General features: G+C 37.7%; 15 protein-coding genes and 1 tRNA gene. All 16 read right to left on the bottom strand.

The genetic code is table 11. From position 1 onward, the window contains the following. Positions 1–29: 29 nt before the first annotated feature. Positions 30–602, bottom strand: a complete 573-nt coding sequence (locus HFM85_RS09940; RefSeq protein WP_055057096.1) for a CDP-alcohol phosphatidyltransferase family protein — start codon at positions 600–602, stop codon at positions 30–32. Further along, on the bottom strand, positions 592–1,656 hold the full coding sequence (locus HFM85_RS09935) for an FUSC family protein (protein ID WP_173737986.1): 1,065 nt from the start codon (positions 1,654–1,656) through the stop codon (positions 592–594). Before HFM85_RS09935 ends, HFM85_RS09940 begins: the two co-directional genes overlap by 11 nt. Before the next feature lie 33 nt (positions 1,657–1,689). Continuing rightward, complete coding sequence (locus HFM85_RS09930; protein WP_173737987.1) at positions 1,690–2,733, bottom strand: HAMP domain-containing sensor histidine kinase; 1,044 nt, start codon at positions 2,731–2,733, stop codon at positions 1,690–1,692. After that, entirely contained in the window at positions 2,733–3,443 is a 711-nt protein-coding gene (locus HFM85_RS09925) for a response regulator transcription factor (RefSeq protein WP_044024695.1), read from the bottom strand. The genes HFM85_RS09930 and HFM85_RS09925 overlap by 1 nt, the downstream gene beginning before the upstream one ends. After that, positions 3,422–4,855 (bottom strand): phospholipase D family protein, encoded by a 1,434-nt coding sequence (locus HFM85_RS09920; protein ID WP_117944054.1) that lies wholly within the window; start codon positions 4,853–4,855, stop codon positions 3,422–3,424. The genes HFM85_RS09925 and HFM85_RS09920 overlap by 22 nt, the downstream gene beginning before the upstream one ends. A 198-nt stretch (positions 4,856–5,053) precedes the next feature. After that, on the bottom strand, positions 5,054–6,613 hold the full coding sequence (gene cls, locus HFM85_RS09915; RefSeq protein ID WP_014080824.1) for a cardiolipin synthase: 1,560 nt from the start codon (positions 6,611–6,613) through the stop codon (positions 5,054–5,056). 35 nt (positions 6,614–6,648) lie between these two features. Next, the gene (locus HFM85_RS09910) at positions 6,649–7,329 is read right to left on the bottom strand and encodes a GTP pyrophosphokinase (protein WP_117525961.1); all 681 of its coding nucleotides are present in this window, start codon (positions 7,327–7,329) and stop codon (positions 6,649–6,651) included. A gap of 38 nt (positions 7,330–7,367) precedes the next feature. Beyond that, the gene (bsh, locus tag HFM85_RS09905) at positions 7,368–8,345 is read right to left on the bottom strand and encodes a choloylglycine hydrolase (RefSeq protein WP_173737988.1); all 978 of its coding nucleotides are present in this window, start codon (positions 8,343–8,345) and stop codon (positions 7,368–7,370) included. 134 nt (positions 8,346–8,479) lie between these two features. Next, positions 8,480–8,884: a hypothetical protein gene (locus tag HFM85_RS09900; protein WP_173737989.1), complete on the bottom strand. Its 405-nt coding sequence runs from the start codon at positions 8,882–8,884 to the stop codon at positions 8,480–8,482. Positions 8,885–8,891: 7 nt separating this feature from the next. Continuing rightward, positions 8,892–9,188 carry a hypothetical protein gene (locus tag HFM85_RS09895; protein WP_119240213.1) on the bottom strand — a complete coding sequence of 99 codons (297 nt, stop codon included), beginning with the start codon at positions 9,186–9,188 and terminating at the stop codon, positions 8,892–8,894. A gap of 490 nt (positions 9,189–9,678) precedes the next feature. After that, positions 9,679–9,752 (bottom strand) — tRNA-Arg (locus tag HFM85_RS09890). 438 nt (positions 9,753–10,190) lie between these two features. Next, positions 10,191–11,063 carry a DUF3881 family protein gene (locus HFM85_RS09885; protein WP_119240212.1) on the bottom strand — a complete coding sequence of 291 codons (873 nt, stop codon included), beginning with the start codon at positions 11,061–11,063 and terminating at the stop codon, positions 10,191–10,193. Positions 11,064–11,096: 33 nt separating this feature from the next. Continuing rightward, positions 11,097–12,392, bottom strand: coding sequence for a serine--tRNA ligase (serS, locus tag HFM85_RS09880; protein ID WP_119240211.1), 1,296 nt, complete (start codon positions 12,390–12,392; stop codon positions 11,097–11,099). Between the two features lie 45 nt (positions 12,393–12,437). Continuing rightward, entirely contained in the window at positions 12,438–12,959 is a 522-nt protein-coding gene (locus HFM85_RS09875; RefSeq protein ID WP_119240210.1) for a DUF4446 family protein, read from the bottom strand. A gap of 8 nt (positions 12,960–12,967) precedes the next feature. Then, positions 12,968–13,897, bottom strand: a complete 930-nt coding sequence (locus tag HFM85_RS09870) for a ParB/RepB/Spo0J family partition protein (protein ID WP_173737990.1) — start codon at positions 13,895–13,897, stop codon at positions 12,968–12,970. Next, positions 13,897–14,664: a ParA family protein gene (locus tag HFM85_RS09865; RefSeq protein ID WP_173737991.1), complete on the bottom strand. Its 768-nt coding sequence runs from the start codon at positions 14,662–14,664 to the stop codon at positions 13,897–13,899. Before HFM85_RS09865 ends, HFM85_RS09870 begins: the two co-directional genes overlap by 1 nt. Between the last annotated feature and the right edge of the window lie 2,772 nt (positions 14,665–17,436).

Below are 17,436 nucleotides of genomic sequence, written 5' to 3'. Positions count from 1 at the left end.
TTTTTCTAGTCATTGCAATATAAAATTGCTTATACAGTCTCTTCCTTAAGAGTCCTGGTATTCTGGATAATATACAGAGCGACCGATATGACCATCATTATAGCGCACAAACCAATCAACAGATCTGATACCATCGGTGTAATGTGGAACCATATAATATGCACCGCTGCAGTTCCATATAATAAAAAGGTTACTATCTTTCCATGCCAGTCTGCACCATGTACTTTTCCTGTCTTTCGTATCACAAGACATCCACTGACTACCATATACAGCTCCTTACCTGCCATTATTACGATTAAAAGAAGCACATGCGGAAAACGAGTAAACAGACAGATTAACATCGCTGCCTGTGTCAGCTTATCAGCCACCGGATCAAGTATTTTTCCTAAATTACTAATCCTATGGAATCTTCTTGCGATATATCCATCAGCAAGATCCGTAAGACCAGACAGCAATAAGATTTCACCAGCTAACAGAGGATTTTTCTTTACACAATAACTCCATATAATTACCGGAATCAGACAAAGCCGAAAAAAAGAAAGAAGATTAGGAACCGTAATAATTCTATTCAAATTTTCTTCCTGATTCACTTCACTCTGCATGTACGGTCATCTCACTTTCCTTTTTTTTAGACATAAACCAATAAAATATAACACAAAATGCTAAAGCAAACACAACACCAAAAACATTTTGAATCACTCTAAGACTAACCGCTCCTTGTAGTCCATAAGTCTCTGCAGCAATGGCTAAAGCACCAAATGTGTTAAATACTGCCTGCCAGCCATATTGTGCTGAAAATCCTACACCGATTCCACCAAGGATTCCTATATATGCATAGATTGACGAAGGAAGCAGAAAATATAATACTGTAAAACATATAACACCTGCAATATTTCCGACAATCCTTTTACGGACTCTGTAGTGCATATCTTCCATAAACGGCAAAATCGCGGACATGGCCGCAATACCAGCCCACATTGCACGTGGCATATTACAAAGTTCTGCAATGCAAAGGACAATCGGTACGCATAAAATCTGACATATCTGCCATTTTGTTCTGGAAGAAGTGATATCAAATTCTTGTATCAGATCTTTCAGATTTCTTTTATAAGTTCTGTTTTTATGATTTCGATAAAATACGAAGCAGGTAAGTACTGCACCTAAAGCCATTCCGACTAATCGCATCTGATAGCTTTTTCCCGTAACATCATAACCATATAGCAGCAGATACCCAAGAACCAATGTAGATTGATTAAACATGAATGGATTATGGCATCCGAACAGAATCAACACAGCCAGTGCCGCAATATTTAACAGCATTCCCAATACCGGTGAAAACTGATTTGCTAAATGCGGACATACAGTCATAATTACAAAGAACAAAGCCAAAAGCATCGTAGATTGTCCGATGTGGATCCCCAGATCCGCATTTCTAAACACCATGAGACATAATAAGACTACTACACCTACAATGCTGTTCTCCTTTCCAAATAGGATGCTGAAAATACTAACAAAGAAAAAACAAAATGCCATTGTAACAGCTACCTTCACCAGATATACCCACATATGATATAATTTTTCTTTTAGTGTTTCACTCTTTTTCAACAGGTTTTTAGAACCTGCCTGATTTAACTGCAACTCCTGATAAAATGTCATATAAATCCTCCCATCTTCTAATTTATCTTAAAACTATATAATCTCATCTTTCTGCTTTGGCAGCTCTATAACAAATCTGCATCCACCATATTCACGGTTTTCTGCTTTGATTGTCCCTCCGGCACTATCTACAATCCGTTTTACAAGTGCAAGACCTAGGCCATTTCCTTCTGCTTTATGAGATCCATCTACCTGATAGAACTTGTCAAATATTCTGGATTTTACATCATCCTCTATTCCTGGTCCTTCATCTTCCAGAATGAACTTAACAGAATCCTGTTCTTGTTTCAGAAACATCGTAATTGTCCCCTTTGAAGGGCTGAACTTAATCGCATTATCCAAAAGATTTATCCAGATATGCATAAAAAGTCCTTCATTCCCAGTATATTTAACTTTCTCCAATTCTACCTGAAAACCAATTTCTTTTTCTGTCCATTTTGTTTCCAATGAAAGAAATGCCTGGCGGATCTGTTCATCCAGACGATATTCTGTTTTTTTCATTGGTATATTCTGATTCTCTAACTTGGATAACAGCAAAATATTACCAACCAATCCAGAAAGTCTTTGGGTGTTAAATAAGATTTTTTCTACATATTCCTCTTGATCCGGAGACAGTTCTTCTCCCTGAAGCAGCATTGTATATCCTTCAATGGCATTAATCGGGGTCTTAAACTCATGAGAAACATTAGATACAAAATCCATCTGCAGCACCTCTGTTGCACGAAGTTCTTTTGTCATAACGTTAAAACTTTGATAAGATTCTCCAACTTCTGCTATACGGCTGTTCGTTTCCAAATGCTGTTCAAAATCTCCCTGAGAAACTTCTTTCATTGCTTTACTAAGTCTGGTAATTGGTTCCAGTAACTTTGCATTGATAAAGGAAGTGATCAGCCCTGCAATCAATGTATTGAAAATCAAAAGCCAGCCAAGCACAGGTATGCTGCCCGGCAGATTAAAAAAATGATTCAAAAAAGCAAATAATAAAGCAGATATGACTGTTGAAAATACAAGTGCCAGCCAGATTGCACCAGTCAGACAGGATCGGATCCGCAATCCTTTTTCTTTCTTTTGTTCCATTATTTTTTCACCACCTTGTATCCAATTCCACGCATTGTTACGATTTCAAAATCAGGGTTATCTTTAAAACGCTCTCTGATTCTTCCTATATGTACCTCTATCGTATGTGGGTCTGCCTCCGTCTCGTATCCCCATACTTCATCCATCAACTGTTGTTTTGTAAATGTTCTGCCTGGCGAAGCTGCAAGCTTATATAAAAGCAGGAATTCTTTTTTAGGCAAAACAAGACTTTCCTTATCAGTTGTAACCGTCATTGCATCATAATCAAACTCTGTTGAACCGATCACAATTTTGTGTTCATTCAGTATCTGTGCACGGCGAAGCAGTGCTCCGACTCTTAAAACCATTTCATTCACATTTACCGGTTTTACCATATAATCGTCACTTCCCGAAAGAAATCCCTGGCGCATATCATCAAAGGAACCTTTCGCAGTGATCATAAGTACCGGTATCTGATATCCTGCTGAACGGAGTTCCGACACCAGTTCATAACCATCCATAACCGGCATCATAATATCGGAAATGATCAGATCAATATACTCTTTATCCAATATTTCTAATGCCAGTGCTCCATCCGATGCACTTTTGACTTGATATCCATTCTTCTCAAGCACTTTTTGGAATAGCTGGCTTAATTCTTTATCATCTTCTACAATCAATATTTGAAACACGTTTTCCTTCCTCCTTATTAAAACAGATACCTTGCCCATCCAAGCAGATGCTGTACCAAAAATATTTTTCTCTGACGTTTCTTTGTTAATTCGATTGGCTCTACATGATATGGATCATTATAAGTTCCGCCTTCTAATATCTGGCGGGACACTTTTTCATACTCCATCATGCCCTCTTCCAACTGTTTATTAATATCTTTACTGCGTATTACAAGCATCAGTTCCGTATCCAGATATGCACTTCTCATGTCCATATTAAAGGAACCGATTACAGACAGATCATCGTCAATCAGAATACTTTTTCCGTGGTATGAATAACCGCCTTCATATTCCCAGATATTAATTCCTGTACTTAAGATTCTATTTCTGTTTTTCGCATAATCGGCAGACCCAAATGGATTCCCATTATTCGCAACTGAATTTGTCATGATAGAAAAATCTGAAACGTTCTCTGCAATCTCCTCCCATGTATTATACATCATATCATTACAGATAATATATGGCGTGTGGATCTTCACACGATTTTTTGCATTTTTCATCAATTCTCCCAACTGATACCACACTACTGGTTCTTTGGAACCTGTGTGAATAGGATTTGACACTAATGTAATCTTTTCTGTCTCAAAAGTTTCGTCCGTATAATCGGTCTCGCAGATTCTTTCCTTATTCTCTTCAAAATATTTCTGATAGCTGTTCTGCAGCTCTAAAACTGCGTTCTTTACAGATTTTCTATTTGCCAGTTTTTTATTGTTATGAAAATAACCACTGTCTTCCTGATTCCATATGGTTTCAAAATACTCTGACAACTGGTTAACTGAATTTTCTTTCTCAGGTTCATCGCAAACCACTAACACGTCTCTGTCATAGTTCTTATGTCCCGGAAAATCACCCAGGAAATAATTGTATGTATTTCTTCCCCCAAGAATATATCTCTTTCCATCTGCAATCAAATATTTATCATGCATTCTACCCATCATTTTCCACGGTTTCAACGGATTGGCCTTATTATACAGTTTAATTTCAACATTCTCATGGGAAGATAATCCATAGAAATACGGATTTCCTTCCATATCAATCCAGCTCTCCATTCCATCTACTAACAGACGAATATGTACCCCTCTGTCTGCCGCATCATGCAGTGCTCCTAAAATCAATTTTCCACTTTCATCGGATTGAAATGCAAAAGTAGAAAGAATAATTTCCTTTTTTGCATTCTTGATCAAACGCACTCTTTGTAAAAGCGCTTCTGGATTCTTTTCTATGATTACTGCCCGTTCTGTATTTTCACTACATTCGTTCCATGACTCATTTTTTGTTTCTTTTTTGGTTGTATTGGACACTTCCGGCTGCTTTTTATATGCAACGCAGATTCCGAGCAATTCATAAAAAGCCACACATAAAAAAATTGCCAGTATAACAAGAAGGATTTTACATATTTTATGCTTTTTCATTGTACATCACCTGATTCCTTTTTATTTCATACTTATACAATACAAAGTCAATCTCAATTTAACCTCAACAAGGTTTGTTTTTTTCATCCATGCAAAATCTTCTTTGTACAACAGACTGTTAGATATAGCAAAAACGGCCTTTCAAAAACAGTTAACTTCTAAATCAACTGTTTTTTGAAAGGTCGTTTCATCAGATTCTTATAGCAATCCAGCAAATAATCTCATAAATAATTGTCCCAGTCGCAAATATGCACTTCGTCCGGTTTGATATTGGTCTGTCACATCACGACATTCTCCCATCGTTCTTATCAGATCATTTTTTATTTCCACAACTGCCTGACAATCTGCCATAAAACAGCCGTTTTCAAAATGGTGATATAAACTTCGATAATCCAGATTAATTGTTCCACAAGTTGCCATACAGTCATCTGCTACACTCATTTTTGCATGACAGAAACCAGGAGTCCACTCATAAACACGAACACCATGTTTAACTAATCCATGATAAAAAGAACGAGTTATATTATAAATAAATTTTTTATCAGGGATACCAGGTGTGATAATTCTTACGTCTACCCCTCGCTTAGCAGCCAGACATAACGCATGCGTCATTTCATCTGTTATGATTAGATATGGAGTCATAAACCAACAGTATTTTTCAGCTTTATTTATCATACTGATATAAACTTCTTCTCCTACTTGCTCATTATCCATAGGGCTGTCTGCATAAGGTTGAACAAACCCAGTTTGCTGTGCCGCATAATCATAGTGGAAAAGGTATTTACTAAAATCAGAATCATTAGCATCCTTATCACTTACTGCATTCCACATTTCCAAAAATGTCACCGTAAGCGACTGAACAGCATCTCCTTCTAAACGAATACCTGTATCTTTCCACTGTCCATACGGGTGTGTGTAATTAAAATATTCGTTTGCTAGATTATATCCACCTGTAAATCCGACTTTTCCATCAATAACTGTTATTTTTCTATGATCACGATTGTTCAAAAACAGATTTAAACCTGGCATAAACGGATTGAATACACGGCAATGAATTCCTATTGCCTCCATCTTTTTCACAAAATCTGTGTTAATAAAGCCTATAGAACCCATATCATCGTAGAATACTCTAACTTCCACACCTGCTTTTACTCGCTCTTCCAGAACATCTTGAATCTTATGCCATGCTTCAGCGTCTTCTATCGCATGATATTCCATAAAGATAAACTTCTGTGCTTTCTCCAAATCCTTAAGCTGTGCCTCTAATCCTTTCACTGCTTCATCAAAATACACAATATCCGTATTCTGATAGATTGGATACTGCGAATTTCTTTGTATGTAACTTGCTATATTTCCTGCTTTCGGAATTGTTTCTTTTATTCTGCTCAAACACTCCTGACTGTCCGGAAGCATTGGTAACAATTTGCTATCAATTTCTGCATATCGCTCACGCATTTTATGTGTGCCACCATTCAAACCAATCAACAAATACAGGCCTACACCCATAATTGGGAAAATTAGAATTAAGATGACCCAAGGCATTTTCATAGAGGATGTCTTATTTGATGCGTACAATCCCAAAACCAAGATCCCACTCAAAATCCTTGTAAATAAATTTATGATTTCTGCATATTCATTCAAGCGTGTTACGATAGTAATAATAAAAATCACTTCTAGAAGAATGCAGATTATGGAAAAACACAGCCGTTTTACCCCATTTTTTGTTTTTGCTTTGCCCTCTAAAGTATCTTGTTTCATATATATTCCACCTTCCTATTTGCTCAGTTTTCTCCCTAAATTTCGTGGAACATACCAATTTTGTCTTTTATTCTCTGCATTTCATTATCTGCTTCAATGATAGCTCTTGCAGAATGAAGTAATTCTTCACTTATCTCATCATAGCCAGGCATTTCTTCAATTCCTTTTTTATAGCGAAGTTGATGTTCCAATGTTGCCCAGAAATCCATACCATTGGTTCGAATCTGTAATTCTACACGCATAGGTGTTTTACCCTTAGCAAAAAATACTGGTATTTCAACAATCATATGATAGCTTCGATAACCATTCGATTTTGGATTTTTTATATAATCTTTTATTTCAATAACTTTAATATCATCCTGTTGGGTAATCAAATCTGATATCATATAAATATCGTCAATAAACGCACAAACTATTCGAACGCCTGCTACATCATTGAGATATGTCTGTATATTTTCTGTTGTAAATTCATATCCCATCTTCTGCAGTTTATCGTAAATACTATTGGGCTGCTTAATTCTTGTTTTTATAAAAGAAATAGGATTTCGATTGTTCTCAACTGAAAATTCATCATCCAAAACCTCAAGTTTAGTTTGTATCTCCCGAATAGCACAACGATACATCATCATTAAATTATAAAATTTTGTAGCATTATTTAAAAACTGTAGTGATTCCGGACTAGCCATCCTGAGTTTTTTTACTTCATCTTTTGTCATGAAACTTTCCTTTCTACCTCATCCCTGATTTCAAAACATTATTTATTTTGATAGTTGATTCGTTCTCCTTGAATTACTGGATAACAAATCATTTTATCACTATCCAGATTTTCTACATGCATATCTACTGCACTGATCTGATGGTTTTCATAAGTATTGTAATAATAAATACCTTTTGTAACATTACAACACGACGTATACAATGTGATTTCATATTTTCCATCCGCTACTTCGCAACATCCTCGTTGCTGATCCACAGATCCGAGAATGTGGAAGAATTGGCTAACGCTTTCTTCCTCTGATTCACCTGAAATTGCATTTACCTTTGTAAAAGCTACACGTACAAAGCGAGAGGAAGATGAGATATCTCCCGGAAGACCTAATCCTCCCATACCTCTACTATATGCATCAAGAGCCAAATTTTCGCAGAAAGTATTTCTGGGCTGTTTAGGAGATAAATACATATAATTATTTAGTTGAAACATCTGCTGTGGAAATGGCGGATTATTCGTAAGCACTCCTACTGGATTGTCATAAATATGCAAACCATCTGACATAGATTCTACCGTAATTGACTCATTCTCATCAGAAATGATCCAGTGTAATTGTGCTAATGGTAATTGCTCGCTGAAAGGAGTATTAACAATATTAATTCGTTCAAGAAGCTCGCGAACTTCAACTAAAGAAGAACACTGACTTAAAATCCACGGAATAAATTCAAACTGTGCAATATTTTCCACATCTGGCTTAATCGCGGCATAAACAGCATTTCCGACAAAATTCAGTCCTGCCATTGCCACTCCTTTTTCATTCATAGCATCATAATACAAAGGATAATCTTCTGCAACATGAGCCATTCCAATAATTGCATAATGATTTTTCATATCGCCAACATGGCGAAAATTAAACGCATAATTACGTGGTGTAATTACTATCTGATCACCATAAGAGAATTCATAATCAAGGGTTCGTCCAAAGTAAAAATCTTTTGTTTTATAAGTTGCTGCTGTACACATGATCGTTTATCCTCCTAAATAGATTGAAATATGTCAATGAGTTTTTTCTTGAACAATATTATAGCACAATTCTTTTATTTTGTTCCAACTTCATACATGATCATAACATGTAAACTTTAAACTATTTTCCTAGATTATTTCTCCATCAGTTTTTCAAACCAGGTATCCATAGCTAGGATGAATTGACTTACGTCTGGCAATTCTTGCAGCATTTCGTTTAGGGTTTTGTGCTTCACATATTTCTGCACATACACCCAACAGGCAACGCTACTGGCTTCTGATACAATGTCAGCTATGGTTTGGCGCATAAGCTCTTCAAATTCAGCAATTTCTTCTTTCGGAACAACATCATACAGTGTTGGTGCCTGATGACTTATTTTTACTCCATTTTCATTTGCATCTTTAAGCAGATTCTTAACTTTTTCTCTTGAATCCTCCGGTACTTTCATGTATTCCCACATAAATGCTACCACATCGGCTGGTGTGTCTTTTTTAAGTGGTGGTAGCTGAATATAATCATTGTTTTCGCTCATTTTCATATCCTCCTCACGATATAATAAAATCAATAATACATTCTCTTGTCATGTCCAGTACAGTATCTACGAACACTCCTGCAAACAGGATCAGATACAGAATAACACTCAGCGCAAACAGGAATGCAACCTGTACCCAGTCATGGTAACAGTATGCAGTTGCTATAATCAACAAAGTGAATATAAATCCAAGGATTCCTCTGACAACCGCATAAGTCTGTACTGTCATCTTTACTGCCAGGCCGATCACAAAAAGGATCAGCCATACCGGCAGTAATAATATCTTCCCAGCAAGTTTTAAAATAAACATGTGCACCTCCTATCTTACCAGTCCTGGCATATCATGGTTCTCCTGATTGTCTGTTTGGCTCAGTCATCTTGACTCCTTTCCTCCAGGATTCAGGATACTAAAAAATGCCTGCCTGGAACTTTTATAGATAGTAAAGTTCCAAACAGACATTGCTATTTGACCATTAGCTGTAGCTAATAGAATCGAATACTGTTTCAGCTAATTTATGTTTGCAGATTTGGGAGAGATTGTTTCTTTTCCCGCCTTTTCTCTGATTTACATCCCCGAATAAGGGGTGACAACGGAGCGGAACCCAAATGTTAGCTGGACTTCCTAAAACCCATGCTTGCAAACCGGTAATTTTGATTAGCTGTCAGCTAACAAAAATCAGATTGCGTTAGCTGGAAATGGATCATTTTGAATGGAATTTTGTGTCACGAACGTGATTTGAAAATAACAAAAGCGTTCGTTGTCAGCTAATCCAGCTAACATTTTCGAACGCTTTGAAGCCCGTCGCCAAGAGGATTTGAACCTCCGACCCCTCGCTTAGGAGGCGAGTGCTCTATCCAGCTGAGCTATGACGACACATGCCGAAAACCCTTGATTTTACTGGGTTTCTGGGATTTTTTCCTTCGGCCATATATAAGATTATCAACTCTTTTTCGAGTTGTCAATCCACAGATTTTTTTGATTTGGTAACATTAGAACGTTCCCCAATTTGGTGAATGCTTTGTTGTCACCATTAGCATTTTTCAGAATAGATTCGAACTGAAAGTTGTTTTTCATTTTTTCCCTTTGGGGAATGCCTCGGCTTTCTCTTAGGAGGCGAATACTCTATCCAACTGAGCTATATAAACATATATGGTTGTGAAACACACTCGAACATATCGAGAAGTTTCACAACCATTATTTTACTATATTTGTTTTGAAATTACAAGAATTAATTCTAAGACATTGAACTGCTGTTACGATGCCCAAAAATCCCAGTACTTTACGGAATCATTATCTCAAACAGTTTCGTTTTTAATAGTGCAGCTGTCCCTGCAGCCAGATCGTTCCTTTGAAGCGGCGGCCAACTACAGGCTCACCGAGGAGATCTTTGCTGTTAATGCAGACATCAAACTGCATATCATTGCTTTCAATAGTCATCTGGCAGATTTCTTCACCTGTCAGGATATTCTTAAATTTCATAATATCAAGAATCTCACCAAGTACATTATACTGATCACATTCGATTCCATATGGCATGAAATAGGAGTCTACAATCGTTAGAACATCGTCTGTAACGATTCTCTGGGAGATCATAGAATAAGTATCCATATCCTCCATTGTAAGGCTCTCCATAGCCTCCTCATCGCCATTACGTGCTGCTGCAATCAGATTGGTTCTGTTTTTTGCAAGCTCGCGCTCTACCTTTACAGCTTCCTTATCCTTCTGAAGCGGAAAAAGGATCTTTCCTTCTGACGCCAGCCCTGAAACAGTAACTGGTCTGTCTCCGGAATCCATCCCCCTGCATTTCCCCTGCATATATTCTGCCGGATTCTGCAGATAAAAGATCATTGTCACACCAATTCGCAGATCGTCGCATGCACCTGCATAGGATTCCTTCTCAGCATGACGTTCAACAGTAACTTTTTCCCTGGATGTGATCCCTGTTCCCCTGAAAAACGGGAAATAATATTCCACGTGAAACTCACCGTTCTCGTCATACTGCCCGCAAACGCTGATTCCACAGTCGCAGCCGTAATTCTTTGAAAACTGTACAAATATCCCTTCCGGATGATTCTCCACACAAACTTTCTCGTCATAGTTCGCGATCACATCACGGATGATCTCTTTTATTTCACTTCTTCTGGTAATCTGTGAAAAGCCAACTGCCTTTAAATAACTGTGCACAAGAACACCTCCCTGAAAAAGCCTGCATCTTTCTTACGCGCGTGTCTTTTTCTCAATCTTGGTCATACCGCCCATGTATGGCTGCAGAGCTTTCGGAATGCTTACAGAACCGTCTGCATTCAGGTTATTCTCCAGGAAAGCAATAAGCATTCTCGGAGGTGCTACTACTGTATTGTTTAATGTATGTGCAAGATATTTTTTACCATCTTTGCCGTTTACACGAATCTTAAGACGACGAGCCTGTGCATCACCAAGATTAGAGCAGCTTCCTACCTCAAAGTATTTCTTCTGACGTGGAGACCATGCCTCAACATCGAGAGATTTTACTTTAAGATCAGCAAGATCACCGGAGCAGCACTCGAGTGTACGAACCGGAATGTCAAGAGAACGGAACAGGTCTACTGTGTTCTGCCACAGTTTGTCAAACCACATTTTGCTCTCCTCCGGCTTGCAGACAACGATCATCTCCTGTTTCTCGAACTGATGGATACGATAAACACCTCTCTCCTCAAGTCCGTGAGCTCCCTTCTCTTTACGGAAGCATGGAGAATAGCTTGTAAGTGTTTTCGGAAGCTCCTCCTCCGGAATGATCTGATCGATGAATTTTCCAATCATGGAATGCTCACTTGTACCGATCAGGTAAAGATCCTCACCCTCGATCTTGTACATCATAGCGTCCATCTCAGCAAAGCTCATAACGCCTGTAACAACGTTGCTTCTGATCATGAAAGGCGGTACGCAGTAAGTAAATCCACGGTTGATCATGAAATCTCTTGCGTAGGAAATTACTGCTGAATGAAGACGTGCAATGTCTCCCATCAGATAATAGAATCCATTACCTGCAACACGTCTTGCGCTGTCAAGATCGATTCCGTCAAAGTTCTCCATGATATCTGTGTGATACGGAACTTCGAAATCCGGAACAACCGGCTCACCGAATTTCTCGATCTCTACGTTCTGACTGTCATCTTTACCGATCGGTACAGAAGGATCAATGATGTTCGGGATAACCATCATATCCTTCAGAAGCTCTTCCTCAACCTCTTTTTCTCTCTGGGAAAGCTCCTCGATGCGGGTTCCGGATGCAGCAACCTGTTTCTTAACCTCTTCAGCCTCTTCTCTTTTTCCCTGACCCATAAGAGCACCGATCTGTTTGGAGATCTTGTTTCTCTCTGCACGGAGAGCCTCAACCTCCTGTTTGATTTCTCTGTTCTCTTTATCAAGTTCGAGAACCTTGTCAACCAGCTCCAGTTTACTGTCCTGGAACTTATTGCGGATGTTCTGTTTTACAACCTCCGGATTCTCTCTCACAAACTTAATGTCTAACATGATATTCCTCCTGTATTAAAAATATTCTTATTTTTATAAATTTAATTATTCCTTCTCGATCTCGCCAAGTCCGAAGTTTACTGCCTTTCTCAGTGCCTCAACTTCTTCCTGACTAAGTACAACGTAAGATTCTCCCTTTACGATTTCCTTTAAATAAAGGAAACAGTTGTCACGGCTGTGAACCGCATTCAGGATCAGTCCTGTGTTGTTCTTATCAAGAAGAGCCAGCGCAAAACTGAGTTTTCCTCCTACATCATCAAAAGCATCATACTTCTCAATACCGTATTTACTGAACATTACATTCAGATTTTTTTTAATAAAGCTGATGTCATGATCATGATCTTCCTTTGCCTCATACAGCCGGTCGATCTGTGCAAATTTTCTTACAAAAACTTTTTCCAGCGACTGTGCATCTCCGCCTCTCATAAACAGCTTGTACTTCCGTTCCAGACGGCTCAGACGCATATTGCTACTCACCACATTGATCAGAAGAATAATGGTGAGGATCAGCAAAATAATGATCACAATCCCTGAATCAATTCCTATGCTTTCAAAAATCCCGCTCATTCTGCCTCCTATTTAATAGACTCGAACAGATCAATGATCCTCTCCAGTTCATCTCTGGAATAATATTCAATTTCGATTTTTCCTTTATTGTTTTTCTTCCGCTGAATAGATACCTTTGTTCCCATAATACCTTTCATTTTTTCTTCCAGGCTTTCATAGATGGCATCTTCCGCTGTATTTCTCTCTGTTTTTGCTTTTTTCGCAGGAGAAACCAGGTTTTTTACAAGTTTTTCTGTCTCACGGACACTGAGTTTTTCGTCAAAAACCTTCATAGCTGTATTTTCCTGAAGACTTTCATCCGAAATACCAAGCAGTGCTCTGGCATGCCCCGCTGAGATCATATCTGCAATGACCATTTCCTGAACTTTAACTGTAAGTTTCAGAAGTCTCATGGAGTTGGTAACTGCCGTTCTGCTTTTGGCTACACGCTCTGCAATTTCATCCTGTTTCAGGTGAAACTCTTCCATCAGACGCTTATAAGCCATTGCTTCCTCTATGGGGTTCAGATCTTCCCGCTGAATATTCTCAATCAAAGAGATTTCTACAATTTCCTGCTCCGTGAACTCTTTTACCACAACAGGAACTTCTTTAAGTCCTGCCATCTTGGCAGCTCTCCAGCGACGTTCACCTGCTATGATCTCAAAGTAATCTTTCTTATCTGATACAAGCAGTGGCTGAAGTACTCCATACTGTTTGATCGATTCAGAAAGTTCCAGCAAAGCATCCTCATCAAAATGTCTTCGTGGCTGTTTCAGATTCGGTTCTACACTGGAAATTTTCACAAGACGTTCTGCAGCCGGTTTCTTCTCCGATACCGTTTTGTCTTTTTTTACTGCAGATCTTGTCTTTTTTGATGTTTCATTTGCCGCTCCACCGACTTTATTAGGAATCAGTGCATCCAGACCTTTACCAAGACCTCCTGTTCTTCTTGCAGCCATTATTCACCCTCCCTGTTAATAACTTCTTCTGCCAGGAGACGATAGCTCTCAGCTCCTGTTGATCTTGAGTCATACAGATTAATAGGTTTTCCATAACTAGGTGCTTCTGCAAGACGAACATTTCTCGGAATGATCGTTTTGTATATATTCTGATCCAGGTTTTCTTTTACATTCTCTACGACCTGAAGTGACAGATTTGTTCTGGCATCATACATGGTAAAGACTACACCTTCGATCTTCAACCGTTTATTCAATCGGTCTCTTACCAGTTCGATTGTATGTATCAGCTGTGACAAACCTTCCAGTGCATAATATTCACACTGAATCGGAACCAGTACGGATGTTGCTGCTGTCAGAGCATTGATCGTCAGCATGCTCAGTGAGGGCGGACAATCCATGATTATGTAATCATATTTCCTGCGAAGTTTGTCTGTGATCTTTTTCAAAATGTACTCTTTATCTTCAAGATCTACCAGTTCGATTTCTGCACCGGAAAGATTCATATTCGATGGTATCAGATCTACATTATCTACTACGTTTTTTATAATGGTATCTTTGGTCTCCGCTTCTCCAAGCAGCAGCTCGTAAAGGGTATTTTCCACTGCATTCTTGTCTGCGCCAAGTCCACTTGTTGTGTTTCCCTGCGGATCTATGTCAATCGCAAGAACCTTTTTCCCTTTCTCAGCAAGACAGGCCGAGAGATTGATTGCCGTTGTTGATTTTCCAACCCCGCCTTTCTGATTGGCAACTGCAATGATTCGTCCCATTTTACCCCTCCTTTTGTTGTTTTTTAAGGGATTTTTACTCATTGGATACCATTATAACACTTTTATTTTTAAACCGCCACATAATGTTTCACGTGAAACAATAGAAAATGGGTTTTGAATTATTTTATTTATTGTGTAGTATACCCAAAGTTCAGAAAGCTTAAACGTCAGGTATTGCTTAGTACTTTTTACTCCCCTACAAAGGATTTATTAATTGGAAGCAAATGGATAAAATTATTCGTATTCAGTAAAAACATTTAGTTTTTCAAATTAACGTGCTATAGCATTTTTTGATTAATGCCTCGAAAAGAAGTTAGACAGGCCATGAAGTGCAAGAAAAATATTCTCAGACATACAAACGGACATAGAAAATATCTAACGCAGCAATTTATGATCTACGCAGCTGAACTTGCGGCAGTAGATGCAGTAATTTCTGGAAGTGCTATAAATATTCCTTAACAGCTATTCATAACATTCTCTCTATTCTTAGCCAAATCAGGAAAATCCCCTACTGCAATTGCGAAAAGCAATAAACAATGGAAAACATATTCCGTAAAGATTATTTTTCTATAAAAATTTGTCAGATTCCTTATAATACGGCAAAAACAGTAGATATAGTAAATGGAAACTCTCATTTTTTAGGTTATATCGAAAAGTGAGAGGATTGACGTTTTTTGTAAATATATATAATATTTCGAAACTATATCGTGCTGTTTTTTCTTATTTTACAACCATTTTTATGTGTATATCATTCTTTTTCAATTTACAGTGAACTCCCCTTCTCTCTGTCCCGGTTTCATTTTGTAATATTAGATTAGATATATATGCTTAAGTTCTAGCAAAACATATTCCTGTATTCTGTTTTCTTACAGACTCCCTGATGTAATCACCTCGTAATTTGTGTTTAAAAGGCATATTCCATCCCATTCCAGGGATTATTTTATATAATCAGGCCTTTTCACCATGTTCGATAGTCGGCTTTTCTTCAGCTAAGCTGATCACAATACGCAAATCACTGTTTTCTCTGTAAAAAAGTCATCTCTTGGCGCAAAATCAGCTATTCCAGCGTATGCAAAACATATAAAAAGCGCTGCGTAATGTTTTAGTTTGGCATAAAACTATCCGTTTCAGCGTATATTTATATTCTCAGAGACTGTTTTAAACTATTTGGAGCGAAATCAGAATCCTGTTGTGTGTATTTTCAGACCCGTTTTTCACATGTTTTCCTCACAAATGCGTATTTACCCGCCGTTTTGCATTGATATGTGTTATATTCCGGTGTTTCGCGCATTTTGCTTTGCGTGCATGTGCACATCATTGTATTTAAGCCATTTTGTCTTTTTTCTATAAAAGTACTATATATTGTACTTTTCTTATATTCAGTACTATAAATAGTACTTTATATTTTTTTGATTAATTTATTTTATTGTTTTCAAACTTATGTATTTTCTCTTTCGTCATGTTCACTCATGTATTCGTAATCCTTATTTCGCGCTTATTTATGTTTGATCTGATATACATTTTAACAAAAGTACTATATATTGTACTTTGTCAGGCAGATAAAATCTTCCACACTTATCACTTGCTCATAACCGAATAACTGATATGTAATAACTCTTGTCACAAGGCAAATTTAGAAAAAATCACTACAAACTTATTAGTTTTCACCTAACCCACATGAAATGTCTTCAGACATATTAGCCCTCTACTTTATCCTCTCTACTACGTGGATTGAGATTGCTCCTTACCTACAGGTCAATGATTTTCTGCGAGCCCTGCCATCTGCTTACGCGGATTACAGATTTTTCTGTGTCAACACAGTTATTTCGCAAATAATTCGAATCTTGAATGATAAAAAACTTTCAGGGGTTTCCAGCTAATAGTTATCCACTATGCTGCAAACAACATTTGGCTGCTTACATTTCTTGATTTAACACCAAGCCATGGACTGATATCCGGGATGTACATGGGGTAAGTATTCTTTTCATCTGGCGAAATTGTTATAAGCAGAAACGAGTTGAAGGTGTTTCTGATGATATCCAGCTTTCCGGATTTGCAATTCAGGATAGCCCGGGAAATTTTCTGCTGTACAAAAGAGGGAGAGGAGTCCGGTTCAGTAAATCCTGATAGAAGTTTTCTCGGACGCTTCTGATCTTTCGGTTATTCAGTTATTCATCCAGAATCCCTCTTATCTTTTCAAGTTGGAGCTTGAAATAGAAGAAAAAGCCCCCAAGAAAGGTGAACATAGATTGCAGTGGAATTGATGTTTTTATGTCTCATAAAGACTTTTAAAATAATCATATCTGATCCGTTCCGTCCTTGTAATGATAAGTAATAAATGCATGCCGGAAAGTACGGCAGATAAAGCGGCATTCCATCCTGGTTCATTTTCATGGAAACTAAAATATCAGCAGAATAATCCGTAATAATATAGTCAGTAAGATCGCGGAAAAAGATCGTCTCACGTTATTATTTTAAATAATCGTCCATAATGGAACCTCCCGAAATCGAATGACATATTATAGTGTTTCAGGAAATTACTACATCAAATTCAGCTATGTAGAACATGAATCGCTGCGTTAGATATTTTATGCAAACATATGTTTGTCTGTAGTCATTTTTCTTGCACTTTATGCCTTCCCAACTTTCTTTCGATACATTAATTCCTGGAATTGCTATAAAATGAAATTAAAACCATTTGCAGACGGAAAACGATAAAAAAATATATAAAATTGAAATATGCGGTTGTTGAGTTAAAAAATCCATGATAAC

Origin of the sequence: Blautia schinkii, assembly GCF_013304825.1 — a bacterium.
Taxonomy (GTDB): Bacteria; Bacillota; Clostridia; order Lachnospirales; family Lachnospiraceae; genus Blautia_A; species Blautia_A schinkii_B.
The sequence above is the reverse complement of the archived record's forward strand: the minus strand, read 5'-3'. Positions and strand labels throughout refer to the sequence as shown.

Coding starts and splice junctions, on each gene's coding strand:
- cls (WP_014080824.1), bottom strand. CDS start 6,613: ATGAAACAAGATACTTTAGAGGGCAAAGCAAAAACAAAAAATGGGGTA.
- HFM85_RS09920 (WP_117944054.1), bottom strand. CDS start 4,855: ATGAAAAAGCATAAAATATGTAAAATCCTTCTTGTTATACTGGCAATT.
- serS (WP_119240211.1), bottom strand. CDS start 12,392: ATGTTAGACATTAAGTTTGTGAGAGAGAATCCGGAGGTTGTAAAACAG.
- HFM85_RS09870 (WP_173737990.1), bottom strand. CDS start 13,897: ATGGCTGCAAGAAGAACAGGAGGTCTTGGTAAAGGTCTGGATGCACTG.
- HFM85_RS09895 (WP_119240213.1), bottom strand. CDS start 9,188: ATGTTTATTTTAAAACTTGCTGGGAAGATATTATTACTGCCGGTATGG.
- HFM85_RS09940 (WP_055057096.1), bottom strand. CDS start 602: ATGCAGAGTGAAGTGAATCAGGAAGAAAATTTGAATAGAATTATTACG.
- bsh (WP_173737988.1), bottom strand. CDS start 8,345: ATGTGTACAGCAGCAACTTATAAAACAAAAGATTTTTACTTTGGACGA.
- HFM85_RS09875 (WP_119240210.1), bottom strand. CDS start 12,959: ATGAGCGGGATTTTTGAAAGCATAGGAATTGATTCAGGGATTGTGATC.
- HFM85_RS09865 (WP_173737991.1), bottom strand. CDS start 14,664: ATGGGACGAATCATTGCAGTTGCCAATCAGAAAGGCGGGGTTGGAAAA.
- HFM85_RS09925 (WP_044024695.1), bottom strand. CDS start 3,443: ATGGGCAAGGTATCTGTTTTAATAAGGAGGAAGGAAAACGTGTTTCAA.
- HFM85_RS09935 (WP_173737986.1), bottom strand. CDS start 1,656: ATGACATTTTATCAGGAGTTGCAGTTAAATCAGGCAGGTTCTAAAAAC.
- HFM85_RS09900 (WP_173737989.1), bottom strand. CDS start 8,884: ATGAAAATGAGCGAAAACAATGATTATATTCAGCTACCACCACTTAAA.
- HFM85_RS09910 (WP_117525961.1), bottom strand. CDS start 7,329: ATGACAAAAGATGAAGTAAAAAAACTCAGGATGGCTAGTCCGGAATCA.
- HFM85_RS09930 (WP_173737987.1), bottom strand. CDS start 2,733: ATGGAACAAAAGAAAGAAAAAGGATTGCGGATCCGATCCTGTCTGACT.